The organism is Sphingobacterium sp. JUb56, assembly GCF_014191365.1.
Lineage (GTDB): Bacteria > Bacteroidota > Bacteroidia > Sphingobacteriales > Sphingobacteriaceae > Sphingobacterium > Sphingobacterium anhuiense.
The window spans coordinates 128,153-145,917 of record NZ_JACHWL010000001.1 but is presented as its reverse complement, the minus strand read 5'-3'; the positions used below and the strand labels follow the sequence as shown (position 1 = coordinate 145,917).

Sequence of the window (17,765 nt, the reverse complement as noted above, 5' to 3'; positions counted from 1 at the left end):
CTTCGACACAATACACCATTCCATCAGTAAATATCGCAAATCAAATAGGAAAAAGTGTAATATAGGATTCAATAACTATCCGGTAATTTGCTATATCAAAATTAGTTAAAAATGAAAAAAGTAGAATTGAGTATACCAGACATGCAGAGTGCTCATTGCCAAACAAGAGTGAACAGTGCTGTGCAAGGTATCGCAGGCATTACAATCGAAAAAATTGAAAGTGGCAAGTTGTTCATCAACTATGAAGATGACAATGAAAAAAAGGAGGTAATTGAAACGATTGAAAAAGCTGGTTATAAAGTCGCTGATAACATCACACAAGACTCAAGTTGCGCAACAGGTTGTTGTGGCAATTAAAAGATTTTAAATCTCAGGGATACCTTAAAACACAATAAAGTATCCCTGAAATTATGTTTAGATTATAGCTGATTAATAATAACACCCTGTTTACACCCACTTTATTGAACACTTTTTCCCGACAGATACTACTTATCGGATATTTCATTTAGAAATCCTCTTTTAATACATCTTTCAGTTTACGATATTGCAAACTTAAATCAGCATACATCGTTTTCAACCTATAATTTTCGTCATGTAGATCTATAAACTCTTTCAAGATATCTGTCCCTAAGTCCTTATATTTTTTCTTCAGTTCAAAAATATTTGTCCCTGATACACCATATTTAGCAAACAGCTCCGAACCACTTTTTCCTGATTCATAATCTTTAAGCACATTTAAAATTTGATCTTCCGTATTTTGTCTATTTTTCATTTTTTTCGCGTTTTTACTTCATACAAAAATCTGCATGATTGATAGTAAATTATTGCTGCTTTTACTTGTTTAGTTTGTAATTTTTAATGCTAATAAATTTGTCGATTATTTTCATGATTCTTAAAATTTCATAAAATAAACAAGAAATAACGTAATATTTTATTACTGATAAAAACGCAATTTTGATCACATAACACAATCAATATTAAACATTTATTTTATCCATGAAACTATTAATCAAAGGAATGGTGTGCGATAGGTGCATATACATTCTGTCAGAAGAATTACCAAAGCTTGGTCTGGAGATTTCCGACATACGCTTAGGTGAAGTAATTCTAAAAGTAAGGGATAAAATCCTTGAAGAGCAAGTTATCAAAACCATGTTGCAGAAGTATGGTTTTGATTTACTATATAACAAAGATCAGAGACTCATCTCGCAGATTAAAAGCGCTGTAGAAAAAGGCATTCAAAAACAATTAGACACTGGCGAACGCATTAAATTCTCAACACTTATCCGCGACGAATTACGTAAAGATTATGATTCATTAAGTGCACTATTCTCATCCTCAGAAGGATGGACACTTGAAAAATTCATTATCTCAAGGAAAATAGAGAAAGTAAAAGAACTGTTATTTTATACACAACTCTCCTTATCTGAAATTGCCTATAGTCTAGGGTACAGTAGTCCTGCACACCTGTCAAACCAGTTGAAGAAATACACAGGTTTTACATCTTCCCATTATAAAAGAATGAAACGCAATAAACTAGCAATTATAGAAGAGCAATCAAAAAATAAAAACCAAGTTTAGAAAACTGCTAAAGAAAATTAGCGGTATAAAACCGCATTAATTAATTCAAATATTTATTCGAACTCCTGTTTATATATGAACAGGAGTTCCTATTTTTTGCCAAGATGTTAAGCGATTCCACTCACGCCATTCAGCAAAAAACGATATAAAACATCAAAATAAATATCATAACTCTTATCTGTAATTCTGTAAAAGTACGGTCGCATTTGTATCTAATTTTGGCAATGAAATTTAATCGATTGTTAAAAATAAAACATCAAAACATGTTATACAAATACACAATACAAAGATTAGGAATTTTAATTCCCATACTCAGCATCTTACTTATTTCTTGTGAAAATAAACAAGAAAAAACGTCAGAAAAAGCACCAACACCATCCGCAGATGCCAGTAAATTACCCGTAGATATCATCATCGCACAGGAAGAGCAACTCGATCAAAAAGAAGCCGTCGTCGGCACCATGATGCCTTATCGAGAAGTTTCCATAGTTGGCGAGCTCCCTCAGAAGATTACTCAGGTATCTTTTAAAGACGGTAGTTATATCAGTCAAGGAACCGTACTTTACAAACTCAATGATGCCGATATCAGATCCCGTTTAAAACAAGTAGGTGCCGAATTGAATCTCGCTAAACTGAATAAAGAAAGACTTGGCAATCTATTAAAAACCGAAACCGTAAAACCGCAAGAATATGATGAGGCCGTTATGCGATTCGAATCTTTAAACGCACAAGAACAGCTGCTTCGAGTAGATTTAGAAAAGACCATAATCCGGGCGCCATTCTCCGGGAAAATTGGTATTTCAAAAGTACATCTCGGAGCCTATGTATCTCCCGGAGAGACACTCGTGACCTTACAGGATCAAAGCGCTATTAAGATCAACTTCTCTGTCCCAGAAAAATACTTACCATTGATAAAGACAGGAAGCAAAATTAAGTTTACATCCGAATTATCCGATACCGAATATTTCGCTACAATAGCAGCTACAGAACCAGGGCTTGAAGCACAAAGCAGAAGCTTACAAGTACAAGCAATAACAAATAATGCTGACGGACAATTCCGTGCAGGTCTATCGGCTAAAGTGTACTTCCAAGTAAATAATCAAGGTGCAAAAGGAATAACAGTTCCAACTGAGGCTTTAGCACCAGGTGAAAAAGGCTATGCTGTTTTTGTGATCAAAAATGGGGTTGCAAAACCGATGGCAGTCACCGTAAGTAACAGAACAGAAAAGGACGCAATCATAACGTCTGGTATCATGCCAAACGACAGCATCATTGTTTCCAATATGCTGCGCTTAGGAGACGGTACTCCCGTAAAAGCTGTCCTGTCAAATTAATTAATTTCAAATCTTAGCTTCATGAGTATATCAGATTTAAGTATAAAAAAACCCGTCTTGGCCGGGGTATTTTCTCTCCTTATCGTCATATTAGGAATAATAGGATGGAAACAATTAGGTATCCGCGAATTCCCGTTAACAGAACCACCCGTCATTACGGTCATTACCTTCTATCCTGGTGCAAGTCCAGATGTAATTGCATCTAAACTGACCAGACCGATGGAAGAATCCATTGCCGAATCAAGTGGCATACGGACCATATCATCCGAATCGCGAGAACAGGTAAGTGTTATTTCAATCGAATTTAATCGGGAAATTGACATTGAGGATGCGCTGAACGATGTTAGAGACAAAGTCTCCAAATCTCGTAAACAGCTCCCGAGCGATGTCGATCCACCAATCGTACAAAAGGCATCATCACCAGACAATCTGGTGGCATTCCTGGAAGTGGAAAGCGACACCAAAAATATAAAAGAAGTAAGTCACCTTGCTTCTACGACTATCAAAGATAGAATGCAGTCTATCCCTGGTATTAATAATGTAGCCATCGTAGGCGAGCATAAGTATGCTATGCGATTGCGCTTTGAACCAGCAAAACTTGCGGCATATCAACTTACTCCTGCCGATATAAGACAAGCATTACTCCGCGAGAATATTGACTTGCCGGCAGGTCGAATCGAAGGAAACAACAGTGAGCTTAGCATCCGGACGATGGGACGCCTAACTTCTGTAAAAGATTTTGAAGAAATGCTCATTAAGCAAGTTGACAATACCATCATAAGATTAAAAGATATTGGATCAGCCGAATTAGGAGAAGAGAATGAACGTACAGCCATCATCAACGAAACAGGAAATCTGAACCGTATCGGTGTCGGTGTTGCTATTCAGATACAACGTGGAGCAAATGCCATAGAAGTAGTCGATGAGTTTTACAGAAGGTTAGATCAATTAAGAAAAGAAGTTCCTTCAGAATATCGCTTGATCGTAGGGTTCGACTATACGCGCTCCGTACGCGAATCCATTAAAGAGGTCGAAGAAACGTTATTCATAGCATTCGGACTCGTGGTCTTGATTATCTTTCTATTCCTGAGAGACTGGAGATCTACTATTATTCCCGTTCTTGCCATTCCGGTATCCATTCTTTCCGGATTTTTCATTATGTATATTGCCGGTTTCACGATCAATATCTTGACACTTCTTGGATTGGTACTTGCCATTGGACTGGTCGTAGATGATGCAATTGTCGTGTTAGAAAATATCTATAAAAAAATTGAAGAGGGTATGTCCCCTATTCAGGCGGCATTTAAAGGTACAAGAGAGATTTATTTTGCGGTTATTTCCACGACAATTACGTTAGCAGCCGTATTTTTACCCATTATTTTTATGGGTGGTATCAGTGGACAACTTTTCAAAGAATTTGCCATTGTCGTATCAGGATCAGTATTGGTTTCAGCATTTGTAGCGCTTACACTGACCCCTATGCTAAGTGCATACTTTTTGAAGAAAAAAGAAAAACCGAGTTGGTTCTATCGTGTCACCGAACCCTTTTTCGTTAGTCTAAACAATGGCTACGCCTATTTACTGATTGCATTTATGCGCGTTCGATGGTTAGCTTGGGTCTTCTTAGCTGGCACTACCCTGCTTATTTATGCTATAGGTAAGCAACTTCCTTCAGAACTAGCACCTGTAGAAGATCGTTCCAACATGAACCTCATCGCTATAGCTCCTGAAGGTGTCTCTTTTGATTATATGAAAAAGCATATGACCGAAGTTGGAAAGTATGTAAATGACTCGACCGACGGATTGTACCAAACCTACTCCATGGTCGCTATTTCATTCATTCCGGCCCCAGCACCGGTCAACGTAGCCGTGCAGAGTATCTATCTTAAAGATCCAAAGGAAAGAAAATCCAGCATTCAGGATCTATATAACCAATATGGAGCAGCTGCGGGTAAATTTAGAGGCTTTCTGCTCTTCCCTTATTTACCTCCAACAATCGGAACCCGTTATGGTGGTGGTATGCCTATTCAATATGTTCTTCAGGCTCCGAACTTAGATAGTCTGACTACCGTGCTTCCAAAATTCCTGGCTGCTGCACGCCAAAGTAAAAAACTGCTATTCATTGACGCTGATCTTAAGATCAACAAACCTGAGGTGAAAGTAAATATCGATCGTGCAAAAGCTTCTATGATGGGCGTATCCATCGAAGAAATAGCCCATACCTTACAACTCTCGTTCTCAGGACAGCGTTACGGATATTTCTTACGTAACGACCGTCAGTACGAAGTGATCGGACAATTAGACCGCCAGTACAGAAATGATAAAAGCGACCTGAATACGATTTATGTCCGTTCAACTTCAGGACAGATGATTCCACTTAATAACCTGATAACAATGGAAGAAGCCGTTAGTCCGGCGGCCATTTATCGCTATGATCAGTATACATCAGCAACTGTATCTGCGGCAACAGCGCCAGGAGTAAGTCTCGCAGAAGGTATACAGGAAATCGAAAAAATAAAAAAAGAAGTACTGGGCGAAACATTCAAAAGTTCACTTGCCGGTCAGTCCAGAGATTATACCGAAAGTCAAGGCAATATCACCTTTACGCTCATCCTGGCACTCGTACTTATTTATATGATTCTGGCAGCACAATTTGGAAGCATGCGCGATCCACTTACCATTATGCTTACCGTACCCATGGCAATTGCTGGAGCAGTGCTTAGTCTTTACTGGTATGAGCAGAGTTTAAATGTATTTAGCCAGATCGGGATTATTACATTAGTAGGACTGATTACTAAGAACGGAATTCTGATCGTTGAATTTGCCAACCACCTCAAGGAAACAGGCCTTTCGAAATACGATGCTGCGATTCAAGCTGCAGAGCAGCGTTTTAGACCGATCCTTATGACGTCTCTTGCCATGATATTTGGTGCATTACCCATTGCACTGACAGCCAATAGCCGCCAGTCATTAGGAATCGTGATTGCCGGAGGACTTGTCTTTTCAGGTATCCTCACCCTATTTATCATTCCGGCAGTTTACTCGTATTTATCAAGTAAGAAAACTCCAAAAGCTGTTGTTGAGGAACCAACTGAAGAGCGCGCTATCGAAATACAACATTAAGTTAAACTGAAACAGATCATGAGCATACCCACACAAAAAAAACGATGAAGCGATCGAAAAATCTTGAATAGGGTTACAAATAAATCTAAAAGGGAAAAAATATGCTCATGATGGTTTCATTTCCTCCGCAATAAGCAGCGATTTGCTTAGCAAAAAATAAAGGAAAAGCATGTATACCGTAACAAGTGAACATCACCACAAATTATAATTCAATGAAAACAAATATCCTATATATCGTTACCCTACTGCTACTCATTGGTAGCAGTAAACCATTGCATGCCCAGAAAAAAATGCTGGCACTCAAAGATGCTTTGGAAATGGCAAAACAGGGAAATAAAGCAATACAGGTGCAAATATTGGAAGAAATCCATGCCCGAGAAATAACCAATGAAGTCAAAGGTGGATTACTTCCAAGTATCTCGGCTAATGCTGCATACTCGCGCTATTTTGACAGACAGGTTATCTTCCTCCCGGGTTCATTTGCAGGTACTGATAAAGCAGTACAAGATGTGGCTATCGGTGGTAAAAATGTCTATCATGTTTTTGCTACCCTCAACCAGCCCATTCTTGCACCTGGTACGCATCATCTGACAAAAGCTTCAAAGATTAATGAATCGATTCAAAATGAAAAAACAGCTGACCTCAAAAGCCAGATTGCCCTTTTGGTCTCTACACGTTATCTTGATATGTTGATGATGAACAGTCAGCTTGATCTACTAGAACAAAGTCTTCAGAGAAATAAAAAAGCACTGCAAGATTCCCGTTCATTATTAGCCCAGGGCAGAGGTTTAAAATCAGATACATTAAGAAGCTTCGTTGCTGTCGCAAATTTGAAATCATCCGTTTCTTACTTAAAAAACAATGTAACGGTAGCAGGCATTGAACTCAAAAGACTGATCGGACTAGAAGATCCTGCAGAAATTGAGCTATCTGACAATCTAGAACTGAACATCGAAACAAGTCAGCATGAGTTTCATCAAGTTGATGCCGCATTGGCTATTGCCGAAAAAAACAGAAAAGATCTCAATATTCAAGAACTTACCATAGAACTGCAACAGAAAAATATGAAGGTGATCCAAGCGGAGCTATTGCCACAGCTTTCTCTAATCGGTCAGTATCAGCTGCAGGCACAAGCGGATAATTTTAAGTTTGGTCAATATGCATTACCCAGAACATCCTTCTTAGGGCTCCAGCTTACAGTACCTGTTTTCAATGGCAACCGTACCAAGTCCAAAATCAACCAGTCCAAAATCAAAATGAGACAGGAAGAAATACGATTAAGCGATTTAAAAGATGAAGTTAAAACCGAGCTTGCAACGTTGATCAGTCAGTGGAAGGAAGCAGTTAACCAATTAAACATCCAAGAAAAAACGGTGCAGTCTGCCACATTAAACCATCAGATGGTAGATGACCGTTTCAAAAACAGTCTGGGGTCAAGACTTGAGTTGACAGATGCTGAACTGGCATTGACACAAGCAAAGATCAACAACCTCAATGCGATATATAAGATACAGGTTCTACATGTAAAATTAAAACATGCTGTTGGGCAGCTAAGCCTATAATTACTTACCATTAATTAAATAAAAAATGAATAAAAATAAAACAGGTACCATAAATCCAACTGCTCCGTACAGTAAACGCTGGGCAGCACTATTTTTACTATGTACCGCACAATTTATTGTGATCATGGACACTTCTATTATTGGCGTGGCATTACCGGCAATAAAAGCCGATCTTGGCTACTCACAAAGTGGCTTACAATGGATTTTTAATGCCTATGTAATTCTATTTGGAGGTTTCTTATTGCTAGGAGGACGTTTATCCGATCTCTTTGGCGCACGTAAGATTTTCATGTGGGGGTTTGCCATTCTCTCAGGAGCGTCACTTTTAGCGGGTGTGGCCTGGTCAGAGGCCGCCCTCAATACCGGAAGAGCTTTACAGGGCTTAGGCTCTGCACTTATAGCCCCTGCAGCACTTACCTTAGTACTGTCCAAATTTACCGATCCCAAAGAACTCAATAAAGCATTAGGTTTCTGGGGGGCTTCTGCTGCTGCAGGTGGTTCAGCCGGTGTATTCCTTGGTGGAGCCATTACTGAATGGCTCTCGTGGCATTGGTTATTCTTAATTAATATTCCAGTAGGACTTGCTGTATTATTCTTCAGTCAAAAACTACTGTTCAAAGGAACTACCCGTAAAGGAAAAGTAGATATCGTCGGCGCAATTTTAGCAACGGTAGCCCTTATTGTGATGGTATATGCGATTATATCAGCAGAAAATGCCGGTTGGATATCAGTCCAAACCATTGGATTACTGGGCTTATCATTGTTGCTGTTCATTATTTTCATTATCATACAGAAACAGAAAAGGGAGCCTTTAATTCCCCTTGCTATTTTTAAAGTCCCTAATCTTTTATCAGGTAACGTGGTGATGGCATTATTAGCGGCAGCATGGATACCCTTATGGTTTTTCCTCAATCTTTACCTGCAGCAAACCCTGCATTACACAGCTTTCAATAGTGGACTTGCTCTTTTACCGATGACAGTTGCAATCATGTTTTTGATGGTCGGTCTTACAGGTAAATTAGTCGCTCGATTTGGCTTCAAAGCAAACATGATAGCGGGCCTGCTTGCCTTGGCAGGTTCACTCCTTCTTTTTAGCACAATCCCTCCTGATGGTACATTTATAATCAATGTATTGCCAGCATCTTTATTAGGCGCTTTAGGTATGTCACTAACGTATATACCTGGCACTATCGCTTCGATGTCGGGTGCCAAACCTGAGGAAACCGGCCTTGCTTCCGGTCTGGTAAACACCAGCTATCAAATCGGTTCAGCTCTAGGACTGGCTATAATAGTTGCCATTTCCGCAGCAAAAACCAATACTATAAAAGCAACAGGAGCCACAGAAGCTACTGCTTTGAACACAGGTTTTCAAACCGGTTTTTTTGCAGCTTCCATCATATGTCTCATTGCAGCAGTCATGGCTGTAATTTTCATTAAGACACTTAAAAAGTAAACGTTAAAACCATATGAAAAAATATAAATGGACCACGCATCAGGTTATACAGGAGACCAAAGATGCTGTAACCATATTTTTCAGTACTGACCAGGATACGATTGAATATCAGCCTGGTCAGTATCTTAATATTTCCTGTATTGTTAACGGAGAACCCCTACAGAGATCCTATTCCTTTAGCTCCGCACCTGCCGATAAATTCCCGTCCATTACAGTTAAACGAGTTGCTGGTGGAAAAATGAGCAATTATCTAGTGGACAATGCAAAAAATATTAGCGAGTGGGATATCGATGCACCTATAGGCAACTTTATCTTGAAGAAACATATTATCCCTGATTCAGAACTTGTTTTTCTTGCAGGTGGAAGTGGAATATCACCCTTGTTCTCTATGCTAAAAAGTCTTATTAAAACAGCTTGTCCCCCTCTGTTGCTATATTCTACCAGCAGCCCGGAGGATACCATATTCAAATTCCAACTGGAAGAAATGGAAAAGAACAAGCAGTTGCGTATTTTTCATTCATTTACGCGTCTTAATAAAGAGATTAAAGGCATTAACAGTATCTCCGGTCGATTTTCTCAACCGATCATTAAAAGCTTGATCGGACAGTATATTAAGCAAAAAATGAAAGCTCATTACTTCATATGTGGTCCAGTAGAACTGATGCAGTTGTATCGTGAGACACTGCGCGCTTTACAGATTCCCGAATCAAATATCCATACCGAATATTTTGATCCGGTCATAACCGATAAGATCATCGTTATCGAGAACGAAGAGCACAGAGAAATACTGGTCAGCTACTTTGAGACTCATTACAGAGACAATGAAGAACAGACCTACGAGTGTACTTCTCTCATCGATGTACAACCAGGACAATCCCTTTTAGAAGCCATTAGTGCCCATGCCATTCAGGTGCCCAGTTCATGTAAAAAAGGCACCTGCGGTTCATGCTGGGCAATCCAAGAAAATGGCAAGATCAAAATGGTAAACAATTATGCCCTCTCGGATGAAGAAGTCACTGAAGGTAAAATTCTACTTTGCCAGAGCTATCCTTTAGATCAGTCTGTTTCCATTGTCATCGCATAATAGTATGAAGCCGTCTAAACACTATCCGGGATACTATTGAGAGTAAGATTACACATGACACGATAATAAAAACAGCATAATCAATAGCATGACTATAATCAGTAAATATTACAAATCAAATAGCAAATAACGTAAAGTGCCACCGTATTTTTTTACTGAAATTTGTACTATAAACAAACGCTAAAAAATAAAATAAAATGGATAGCAATAATCAAAATTTTCAATTCAAGACCAATATTAACTGCAGTGGCTGTGTAACCAAAGTAACTCCTTTTCTAACTGATAAAACGGGTATTAACCATTGGGAAGTAGACGTTGCCAGTAGAGATAAAGTACTTACAGTTAAGACAGATGGGATATCGGAACAGGAAGTTATCGAAATCGTAGAGAAATCAGGTTTTAAAATCGAACCTTTAAAATCTTAAAAAAGAATTAAACAGATTCTTTAAACACTAAGAATTTTGGGTTAAGTAATTGCGGAAGCATATCGAAATTCCGCAATTACACCCAAAGCAAATCTTCAGATATGGAAAACCACCGCCATGCACCTCAGATGAGCATATACACCTGTCCTATGCCCCCCGAAGTAAACGGAACTCAAGGCAACAGCTGTTCGACATGTGGAATGGATCTGAGATCTGTTCAACAGGAAAATCCAGATCAATATCAGGTACAATTAACAACTTTACCACAGATTATTGAAGCAGGACATCCCGTTAGACTACTATTTGCAATCAAAAAAAACCAAAAACAAGTAGCATTGGACATTTCTGATGAAATGAACATTCATGTCATCGTCATTAGTGAAGATCTTAATTGGTTCAGACACATCCATCCAGTGCTGCAGCAAGACGGTAGCTATGCTGTAACACAGACTTTTCATAACGGTGGAAAATACCATTTGTTCACCTATTTTAAACCTCTTGGTAAAGAACATGTCTTAAACATGTTAGAAATCGAAGTGAAAGGGTACTATATGACTTCTCGTGAAGTCACTTCAAAAAAAACGATATGTTACATAGATGACTATACAGTTATCCTTGAAAATACCGATAATTTTAAAACCGGCAACATACAACGTATAAAGATAGCCATCGAAAAATGCGAAAAGAAACTGCATAACAGTAGTTTGGAACAATATTTGGGAACATCAGCTCATATATTAATGATCAATAAGACGGATAAAGAGTTTTTACAGATCCGGCCCATACCACATGTACAATACCCGATATATGCAGAAACAAACATTACAAAGGCTGGTAAATACAAGATGTGGGTGCAGTTTAAAATACATGGAAAAGTCTATACAGCAGACTTTAATATTGACATAAGATCAATAAAGGAAAGCGAAAAGGAAGTACAGCTTCGTCAGCATCAGGTATAGCAAAATGTAAAGCCGAGTGCATTTGAAAGACACAGAATACAGAACCTCTGCTTTAGAAATCGAGAAAATAACGAAGCAGTTCAAAAGTAAAATTTTAAAACTATCTTTAAATGATTAACAGAAAATAGATATGAAAAAGAACTTATTGATATTGGCAATTTCACTATTTGGTCATGTGGCACTTGCCCAAAATACAGAAACACTATTAAGTAAATATTATGGTGTAAAAAATGCATTGGTAAGCAGTGATGAGAAAAAGGCTTCCGAATTCATTCAAGCACTTCAGAAAGTGGTAAAAGCAGAAAGTGCTTTCAAACTGAAAGATAACTTGACCCTTGAAGTAGATAAATTAGCAAAAGCAGGCAATCTTGAAAAACAGCGTGCATCATTCAATGAAGTTTCAACGATCATGTGGCAAATCGTAAAAAGCAGTGATAAGGTCAGCCAACCAGTTTATTATCAATATTGCCCGATGAAAAAAGGCTATTGGTTAAGCAATGAAACGGCGATTAAAAATCCTTACTATGGATCTGCGATGCTTACCTGTGGTAAAGTTACTGAAACCAAGAAGTAACCCGTGAAAAGCTGAGCATTCGATTCAAATAAAAAACTCCGAACCAACAATATCCAATTGTTCGTTCGGAGTTTTTACTTTCCATAGCATCAAATTCATTATCTTCGAATACATAAACCAGTATTCATTCATAAAGATACCCCATGATAGCTATAAAAGTGACTTATACCATCAAAGAAGACTATGTTAATGCGAACAAAGAAAACATTCAGATTTTTCTTGATGAGTTTAAAGAATTGGACAATCATCAATTTGTATATACGATATTCCAGGTTAATGGCAGCAACACCTTTATTCATATGTCACAATATAAAAATGAGGCCATTCAAAAAGAATTATTAAATATGCCCGCTTTCTTAGAATTCCAAAAACAACGCGATCTCCATCTGCTCTCTGAACCAACTATTGAATCCTTAACACAGATCGGTATGTCAAAAAATATATGGTGATGAAATAGTTTAAAAAGCAAGAGCCCTGACAATACTCAAAAACTTCATAATCAATTCATACACAGTTAACATATGCTTTGTAAATTTATATAAGCAAATTAATGTAAACAGTGGTTTAAAACATTTGAATTATGAAAATGATCACACATTTCTTCCAAAGGGTATTATTTCGTATCTTTCTAGTGCAGTTTAGTTCATTCTATTCTCCTCTTAGATTTCACAAATATTAAAACAACTTAAATAAGTGATATTTGCACCACTTGAGAAAATAAATTCCGTAAATGATTTTAACTAAAGATTCCTTTGGCGAAGATTTTATTTGGGGAGTTTCTACAGCCGCCTACCAAATTGAAGGAGCTCATGATATACATGGAAAAGGCCTTTCTATTTGGGATACTTTTGTAAAAAAAAAGAATAAGATCTTTAAAAACCAGCACGGAGATATTGCTTGCGATTTCTATAATCGCTACATAGCAGATCTCCATTTGATGCACAGCTTAAATATTAGGAACTACAGGTTTTCCATTGCCTGGAGCCGTATTCTACCGCAAGGTACAGGAGAAGCCAATCCATCAGGCATTGACTTCTATAATAAACTCATCGATCTTTCTTTAGAATTAGGGATTACACCTTGGATAACACTCTATCACTGGGATCTGCCGCATGCCCTGGAACAAAGAGGTGGATGGATCAACAGGGAAGTCACCGATTGGTTTGCTGATTATGTAGCACTCTGTGTTAAACACTTTGGCGATCGGGTAAAAAACTGGATGGTTTTAAATGAACCTGCGGTATTTAGTGCCGCTGGATACTTCTTTGGCGTACATGCACCTGGAAAAAAAGGAATCGATTACTTTTTAGCAGCTGCACATCATGCATCACTAGCACAGGCTAAAGGTGCAAGAATTATTAAATCACTACAACCAGACAGTACCGTTGGAACCACTTTCTCCTGTTCGCATATTGAACCGTTCACCGGAAGAGAAAAAGATATCCTTGCTGCTAAAAAAGCAGATGTATTACTCAATAGGTTTTTCATAGAGCCCCTGCTAGGTATGGGCTATCCTACAGATGAGATCAAAATTCTAAGAAGAATTGAAAAATATATCAAGCACAATGATGAAAACGAGCTAAAGTTTGATATGGATTTTATCGGAGTACAAAATTATACCCGCGAAATCATCCGTCATTCCTTATTCGTCCCCTACCTACGCGCAAAAATTGTAAGTGCAAAATCGCGCAAGGTCGAACTCACGGCCATGAACTGGGAAGTATTTCCTGAATCCATGTACCATGTTTTGAAAAAATTCAGTGCCTATCCCAATATACCGCCACTGATTGTCACTGAAAATGGAGCCGCTTTTCCAGATGAGGTGGTTAACAATCAGGTCGATGACCCCAAGAGAGTGCAGTATTTACAGTCGACCATTGCCCAAGTACTTAGGGCCAAACAAGAAGGAGTTCAGGTCAATGGTTATTTTGCATGGACTTTTCTCGACAACTTTGAGTGGGCAGAAGGTTATCATCCCAGATTTGGTTTAGTATATGTTGATTTTGAAACGCAACAACGCATCGTTAAATCGTCGGGACATTGGTATGCTGATCTTCTGAAGGAGAAGATATAGGTTCAAGCTATTTGACATTAGCTAAGTGGTATTGATTATAAAATCGATACCACTTACCATATTAATACCTATCATTCACATATTCCGACAGTAACTTCAAGTTCTGAATTGCGTCGCCCATTGTATTGTTAAAATAAGTGAAAACCTCTTTCCCTTCAGCTAACCATTCCCGAATATATGAACTATATTCCTGTAGAAAATCATCTTCATAACTGCCCCGGTAATTACCATTGGGACCATGAAATCGCAGATAAATAAAATCTGTTTCACTATAGGACAATTGCATACCATTACTGTTCTTGTCATGCAGCACAAGACTGGCTCCGTACGAATTTAACAAGCTAAATGTATCTTCACAATGCCAAGATGGATGCCGAAACTCGACGCATACCCGCCATCCCTTTATATGCTCATCATTAACAACAGTCTCTAGCAAAAGATTGACATGCACAGCAGCATTAAACGTAACAGAGGGGGGAAACTGAATCAGTAAACAACCTTTCTTCTCGCCTGCTTCTGCAATCACCTTCAAAAAATGAGCAACATCATTCGGGTCAAAGATCAAACCTTTTGCGTGAGTAATTCCCCTCCATAATTTAAAGGTGAAACGAAATCCATCCGGTACTTCATCTGCCCATCGTTTCACAGTTTCTTCACGTGGTATTTTATAGAATGAACTGTTTACCTCCAACGAATTGAATAATAAAGCATAGACCGCAAGCCTGCTTTTCTCCTGAAGATTTTCGGGATAAAAACTTTTATTTTTATAAGGCAGTAAAATACCGCTCGTACCAGAAAAATACAAAGACTCCATAACCATACAACAAGCACCTCGGAGAGAAGTTATTTTTAATCCTAAATATTAAGATTACATTAGGCAAAAATTACTCAGGATTCCAAATTGAACCATCTAAATATTTTCGGATGTATGTCGACTGGACAAATGCTGAAGTACGATTTGATAGGCCGACTTTTTCTCCCACTTAGCGATCAGCCATGAAATAAAACAAATATGAAAAATATCCGCATGTTCTTTATTCTTTAACAGATCGACCGCAGTTTTTTGAAATACAGGATTAAACACAATATCAGGCTTATTGAAATATTTCTCCACAAGACTCGCAAAATGTAATACCCTTTCTTCATGAGTTTCTGTAAGAAAACCACTGTATCGACGTTTGAAACTACTTAACCTTGAAACAGCAAGTTCGATATGCCCGAACTGTGCATGAACCAAAACCTCCATCAGATTTTTACGAATGGTCCAAAGCATACCCATTTTTTTCTCGTACCATTGATCAGTATGCTGAAACAAAGCAAGATGGCGTAAGCAAGATCTGTCATCCTGCAACGATAAAAACATCGTTAAACATATCCTTAAATCTTCTATGTCCTCCTGTTTTGTCTTTTTTGTTGTCATTTCCAAAGCCTTCATCAATACTGCTGTTCCTTCTCCACCCCTTCCAGTAAAATATAGATTCAGAGCGGATAACAACTGATGCCGCGGATAAAATTGAGATTCATGAAAACGGTGCTGTTCCATTTGGTTCTTCATTTCAGAAAGATACTCCGCACTCTTATCAAAGCTTCTGTTGCGTAAATGAAAGTTTGCCAAAAAATAAAGGACATGCAACTGATAAAATAAGTGCGATTCATCCGCTTTCTTCTTTCCCTGAATAAAATGTTGGATGCGCTGGATATAACGTTCTATAAAACTATAATCCTGATGAATAGCCGCATATTCATTGGCTATAAAAAGTATCTGATAAATAGACTTATAATTCATTAAATCTTTGACTGCAATCTGATATTTTCGTATGGTCCCGAGCATCAGTGCGGCCAAGTTGACCACTTTACCTTTCAGATTTACCTCACGCATTTCCTGACGCAGAAAAGCATATGCCAGATTCAATTTTGCCTCCCGTTGCATATGTTGCTGGTTGACCATAAAACGTGTTGTTAAGTCTTCTAAATTTTCTGAAGCTTCACTATGCGCATAATTTATTTTAAGAAGCAATATATCGTTCAATAAATTATACTGTTCCAGTTTTGTTGCGATTTGCTCGGCCTTCACCAAGCACTTGAAAGCAGTTTTATCCACATCATTTTCCAAAAGAAAACGGCTTACAACGATTAAACGCATCACTTCCGAAGCCTGACTGTTATTGCTTTCAAATGTCTTCTGAGATAGAAATAAAAGTAGGTTATCGTGCAGTCTTTTACGCAAAGCATGGTAAGAATCCCTGCTTTTTGTTTTTTTTAACAGCTTTTCTAAGCCATTTATATCGTCAGTATTTAGCAATTCAAATAATAGAATATTTTTAACATCGTGTCGCTTATTCTTCTTGCGCATAAATGCCTTAAAATCCTTTTTATCCTGATCACCAAGTAAATTTATTAATGTCGCAAGCGCATCCATAATAGGTTAATTTTAAAAACAAACCTACTAAAAAATTAATTTAAATCATCAGTATTTTCAAATATCTCATTTGTGCATCTAGCGACAACAGCGGACATTTGCTTTCATAATAACACATAAAAAAACAAAAATTATGGAACCGCTAAAACACAAAACAGAGGAGAACACTCCACTTACAAAAAACGAAGAAAAAACAAAAAATCCATTCAAACCTACAGGTGCATTCATCGGCGCATCCTGGTTTGCTTTACTAACCGGCTCCATGGGATACTGCATCGGGCTTTGGAACGCTACCATGGAGCTCAATGAAAAAGGATATTATTTCACGATCCTATTATTCGGTTTATTTGCCGTAATCTCCGTACAGAAAAGTGTGCGAGACAGAGCAGAAGGCATTGCCGTAACCGATCTTTATTATGGCCTTAGCTGGTTTGCAACAATTGCTGCAATGGTACTGCTTACCGTAGGGCTCTGGAACGCCGATCTGCTGCTTAGTGAAAAAGGATTTTATGCCATGTCATTCTGCTTAAGTATATTTTCAGCCATCGCTGTACAAAAAAATACCCGCGACGCCAAGATGTTTGAGGAAAACGAATTGTAACTTAGCGGTTGCCACCCGCAGTGACTTGCACAGCAAGCCTGCGGGTTTATTTAATAAATACTGATAAATGAAAAAAAGTAAACTTAAATTATTGAGCAGTACAGCTTTTGTTGCGATGACACTATTTGCATTTACTTTTATTCAAACATATTGGTCGATGGGAAAATTAGCAGATCAAACATCAAGTGGCTGTCTAGACTGTAGTTTCATATACGATGCATGCTTGATTTCTTTATGCAACGCCATTATCCTAACCCTACTATTTCTTTTAATAGCGAAGATCAAGAGAAACCGATATCAAATCGCAGTAGAATTCGTGCTATTGACCAGCTTTTGGTTCTTTTGGAATTACAGTATTTTTGTAGATCGAGAATCCTCGTGGAGTACCTATAGTTTCGATGAAGAAATCTATTATACGGTTTATTTATCCCTATTACCAGTATTGGTAACAGCAACTCTTACCCTCATGACCATCCATCATCAGGTCATTCGTTCAAAATTTAGAGGGCAAAAAAAAGTGACCAGCACCACTCCATAAAAGGTAAATCACTTATTTCGCTTCTATGATCATTAACA

Annotated in this window: 17 protein-coding genes; 14 read left to right on the top strand and 3 right to left on the bottom strand. The window is 38.0% G+C overall.

Annotation, left to right across the window (positions count from 1 at the left end; translation table 11 throughout):
• The first annotated feature begins 111 nt into the window (after positions 1–111).
• Positions 112–357 carry a heavy-metal-associated domain-containing protein gene (locus FHR29_RS00570; RefSeq protein ID WP_132841838.1) on the top strand — a complete coding sequence of 82 codons (246 nt, stop codon included), beginning with the start codon at positions 112–114 and terminating at the stop codon, positions 355–357.
• Positions 358–505: 148 nt separating this feature from the next.
• Here FHR29_RS00570 and FHR29_RS00565 read toward each other — a convergent pair whose 3' ends face one another.
• Positions 506–772, bottom strand: coding sequence for a transposase (locus FHR29_RS00565; protein ID WP_132841837.1), 267 nt, complete (start codon positions 770–772; stop codon positions 506–508).
• Positions 773–996: 224 nt separating this feature from the next.
• Between FHR29_RS00565 and FHR29_RS00560 the strand changes: the two genes are divergently transcribed.
• The 11 genes from FHR29_RS00560 (at position 997) to FHR29_RS00510 (ending at position 14,169) form a co-directional block, all read left to right on the top strand.
• A complete protein-coding gene (locus tag FHR29_RS00560) occupies positions 997–1,581 on the top strand; it encodes an AraC family transcriptional regulator (RefSeq protein ID WP_021191689.1) in 585 nt (194 codons plus the stop codon).
• 263 nt (positions 1,582–1,844) lie between these two features.
• On the top strand, positions 1,845–2,915 hold the full coding sequence (locus tag FHR29_RS00555; RefSeq protein WP_183911799.1) for an efflux RND transporter periplasmic adaptor subunit: 1,071 nt from the start codon (positions 1,845–1,847) through the stop codon (positions 2,913–2,915).
• Positions 2,916–2,936: 21 nt separating this feature from the next.
• Positions 2,937–6,038, top strand: coding sequence for an efflux RND transporter permease subunit (locus FHR29_RS00550; RefSeq protein ID WP_132841832.1), 3,102 nt, complete (start codon positions 2,937–2,939; stop codon positions 6,036–6,038).
• Between the two features lie 212 nt (positions 6,039–6,250).
• Positions 6,251–7,600 (top strand): TolC family protein, encoded by a 1,350-nt coding sequence (locus tag FHR29_RS00545; protein ID WP_168127322.1) that lies wholly within the window; start codon positions 6,251–6,253, stop codon positions 7,598–7,600.
• Between the two features lie 25 nt (positions 7,601–7,625).
• Positions 7,626–9,053, top strand: coding sequence for an MFS transporter (locus FHR29_RS00540; protein ID WP_183911798.1), 1,428 nt, complete (start codon positions 7,626–7,628; stop codon positions 9,051–9,053).
• Between the two features lie 13 nt (positions 9,054–9,066).
• Positions 9,067–10,137: a flavin reductase family protein gene (locus FHR29_RS00535; RefSeq protein WP_183911797.1), complete on the top strand. Its 1,071-nt coding sequence runs from the start codon at positions 9,067–9,069 to the stop codon at positions 10,135–10,137.
• A gap of 197 nt (positions 10,138–10,334) precedes the next feature.
• The gene (locus FHR29_RS00530; protein WP_132770411.1) at positions 10,335–10,562 is read left to right on the top strand and encodes a heavy-metal-associated domain-containing protein; all 228 of its coding nucleotides are present in this window, start codon (positions 10,335–10,337) and stop codon (positions 10,560–10,562) included.
• A 101-nt stretch (positions 10,563–10,663) separates the two neighbouring features.
• Positions 10,664–11,521, top strand: coding sequence for a heavy metal-binding domain-containing protein (locus FHR29_RS00525; RefSeq protein ID WP_183911796.1), 858 nt, complete (start codon positions 10,664–10,666; stop codon positions 11,519–11,521).
• Positions 11,522–11,651: 130 nt separating this feature from the next.
• Positions 11,652–12,095 carry a DUF3347 domain-containing protein gene (locus FHR29_RS00520; RefSeq protein WP_183911795.1) on the top strand — a complete coding sequence of 148 codons (444 nt, stop codon included), beginning with the start codon at positions 11,652–11,654 and terminating at the stop codon, positions 12,093–12,095.
• A gap of 143 nt (positions 12,096–12,238) precedes the next feature.
• Complete coding sequence (locus FHR29_RS00515) at positions 12,239–12,544, top strand: hypothetical protein (protein ID WP_183911794.1); 306 nt, start codon at positions 12,239–12,241, stop codon at positions 12,542–12,544.
• Positions 12,545–12,825: 281 nt separating this feature from the next.
• The gene (locus tag FHR29_RS00510; RefSeq protein ID WP_183911793.1) at positions 12,826–14,169 is read left to right on the top strand and encodes a GH1 family beta-glucosidase; all 1,344 of its coding nucleotides are present in this window, start codon (positions 12,826–12,828) and stop codon (positions 14,167–14,169) included.
• Between the two features lie 61 nt (positions 14,170–14,230).
• On the opposite strand, the gene FHR29_RS00505 is transcribed toward FHR29_RS00510, so the two are convergent.
• Both FHR29_RS00505 and FHR29_RS00500 read right to left on the bottom strand, forming a co-directional pair.
• Positions 14,231–14,983, bottom strand: a complete 753-nt coding sequence (locus tag FHR29_RS00505; RefSeq protein WP_260291322.1) for a DUF72 domain-containing protein — start codon at positions 14,981–14,983, stop codon at positions 14,231–14,233.
• A 96-nt stretch (positions 14,984–15,079) separates the two neighbouring features.
• Complete coding sequence (locus FHR29_RS00500; protein WP_183911791.1) at positions 15,080–16,588, bottom strand: hypothetical protein; 1,509 nt, start codon at positions 16,586–16,588, stop codon at positions 15,080–15,082.
• A 133-nt stretch (positions 16,589–16,721) separates the two neighbouring features.
• Here FHR29_RS00500 and yiaA point away from each other — a divergent pair, with 133 nt between their 5' ends.
• On the top strand, positions 16,722–17,189 hold the full coding sequence (yiaA, locus tag FHR29_RS00495; RefSeq protein WP_132770422.1) for an inner membrane protein YiaA: 468 nt from the start codon (positions 16,722–16,724) through the stop codon (positions 17,187–17,189).
• A gap of 67 nt (positions 17,190–17,256) precedes the next feature.
• Positions 17,257–17,727 carry a hypothetical protein gene (locus tag FHR29_RS00490; RefSeq protein WP_183911790.1) on the top strand — a complete coding sequence of 157 codons (471 nt, stop codon included), beginning with the start codon at positions 17,257–17,259 and terminating at the stop codon, positions 17,725–17,727.
• The last annotated feature ends 38 nt before the right edge of the window (positions 17,728–17,765 follow it).

What these genes read in the sequence shown, in the direction of transcription:
- FHR29_RS00570 (WP_132841838.1), top strand. Translation starts at nt 112, where the DNA reads ATGAAAAAAGTAGAATTGAGTATACCAGACATGCAGAGTGCTCATTGC.
- FHR29_RS00565 (WP_132841837.1), bottom strand. Translation starts at nt 772, where the DNA reads ATGAAAAATAGACAAAATACGGAAGATCAAATTTTAAATGTGCTTAAA.
- FHR29_RS00560 (WP_021191689.1), top strand. Translation starts at nt 997, where the DNA reads ATGAAACTATTAATCAAAGGAATGGTGTGCGATAGGTGCATATACATT.
- FHR29_RS00555 (WP_183911799.1), top strand. Translation starts at nt 1,845, where the DNA reads ATGTTATACAAATACACAATACAAAGATTAGGAATTTTAATTCCCATA.
- FHR29_RS00550 (WP_132841832.1), top strand. Translation starts at nt 2,937, where the DNA reads ATGAGTATATCAGATTTAAGTATAAAAAAACCCGTCTTGGCCGGGGTA.
- FHR29_RS00545 (WP_168127322.1), top strand. Translation starts at nt 6,251, where the DNA reads ATGAAAACAAATATCCTATATATCGTTACCCTACTGCTACTCATTGGT.
- FHR29_RS00540 (WP_183911798.1), top strand. Translation starts at nt 7,626, where the DNA reads ATGAATAAAAATAAAACAGGTACCATAAATCCAACTGCTCCGTACAGT.
- FHR29_RS00535 (WP_183911797.1), top strand. Translation starts at nt 9,067, where the DNA reads ATGAAAAAATATAAATGGACCACGCATCAGGTTATACAGGAGACCAAA.
- FHR29_RS00530 (WP_132770411.1), top strand. Translation starts at nt 10,335, where the DNA reads ATGGATAGCAATAATCAAAATTTTCAATTCAAGACCAATATTAACTGC.
- FHR29_RS00525 (WP_183911796.1), top strand. Translation starts at nt 10,664, where the DNA reads ATGGAAAACCACCGCCATGCACCTCAGATGAGCATATACACCTGTCCT.
- FHR29_RS00520 (WP_183911795.1), top strand. Translation starts at nt 11,652, where the DNA reads ATGAAAAAGAACTTATTGATATTGGCAATTTCACTATTTGGTCATGTG.
- FHR29_RS00515 (WP_183911794.1), top strand. Translation starts at nt 12,239, where the DNA reads ATGATAGCTATAAAAGTGACTTATACCATCAAAGAAGACTATGTTAAT.
- FHR29_RS00510 (WP_183911793.1), top strand. Translation starts at nt 12,826, where the DNA reads ATGATTTTAACTAAAGATTCCTTTGGCGAAGATTTTATTTGGGGAGTT.
- FHR29_RS00505 (WP_260291322.1), bottom strand. Translation starts at nt 14,983, where the DNA reads ATGGAGTCTTTGTATTTTTCTGGTACGAGCGGTATTTTACTGCCTTAT.
- FHR29_RS00500 (WP_183911791.1), bottom strand. Translation starts at nt 16,588, where the DNA reads ATGGATGCGCTTGCGACATTAATAAATTTACTTGGTGATCAGGATAAA.
- yiaA (WP_132770422.1), top strand. Translation starts at nt 16,722, where the DNA reads ATGGAACCGCTAAAACACAAAACAGAGGAGAACACTCCACTTACAAAA.
- FHR29_RS00490 (WP_183911790.1), top strand. Translation starts at nt 17,257, where the DNA reads ATGAAAAAAAGTAAACTTAAATTATTGAGCAGTACAGCTTTTGTTGCG.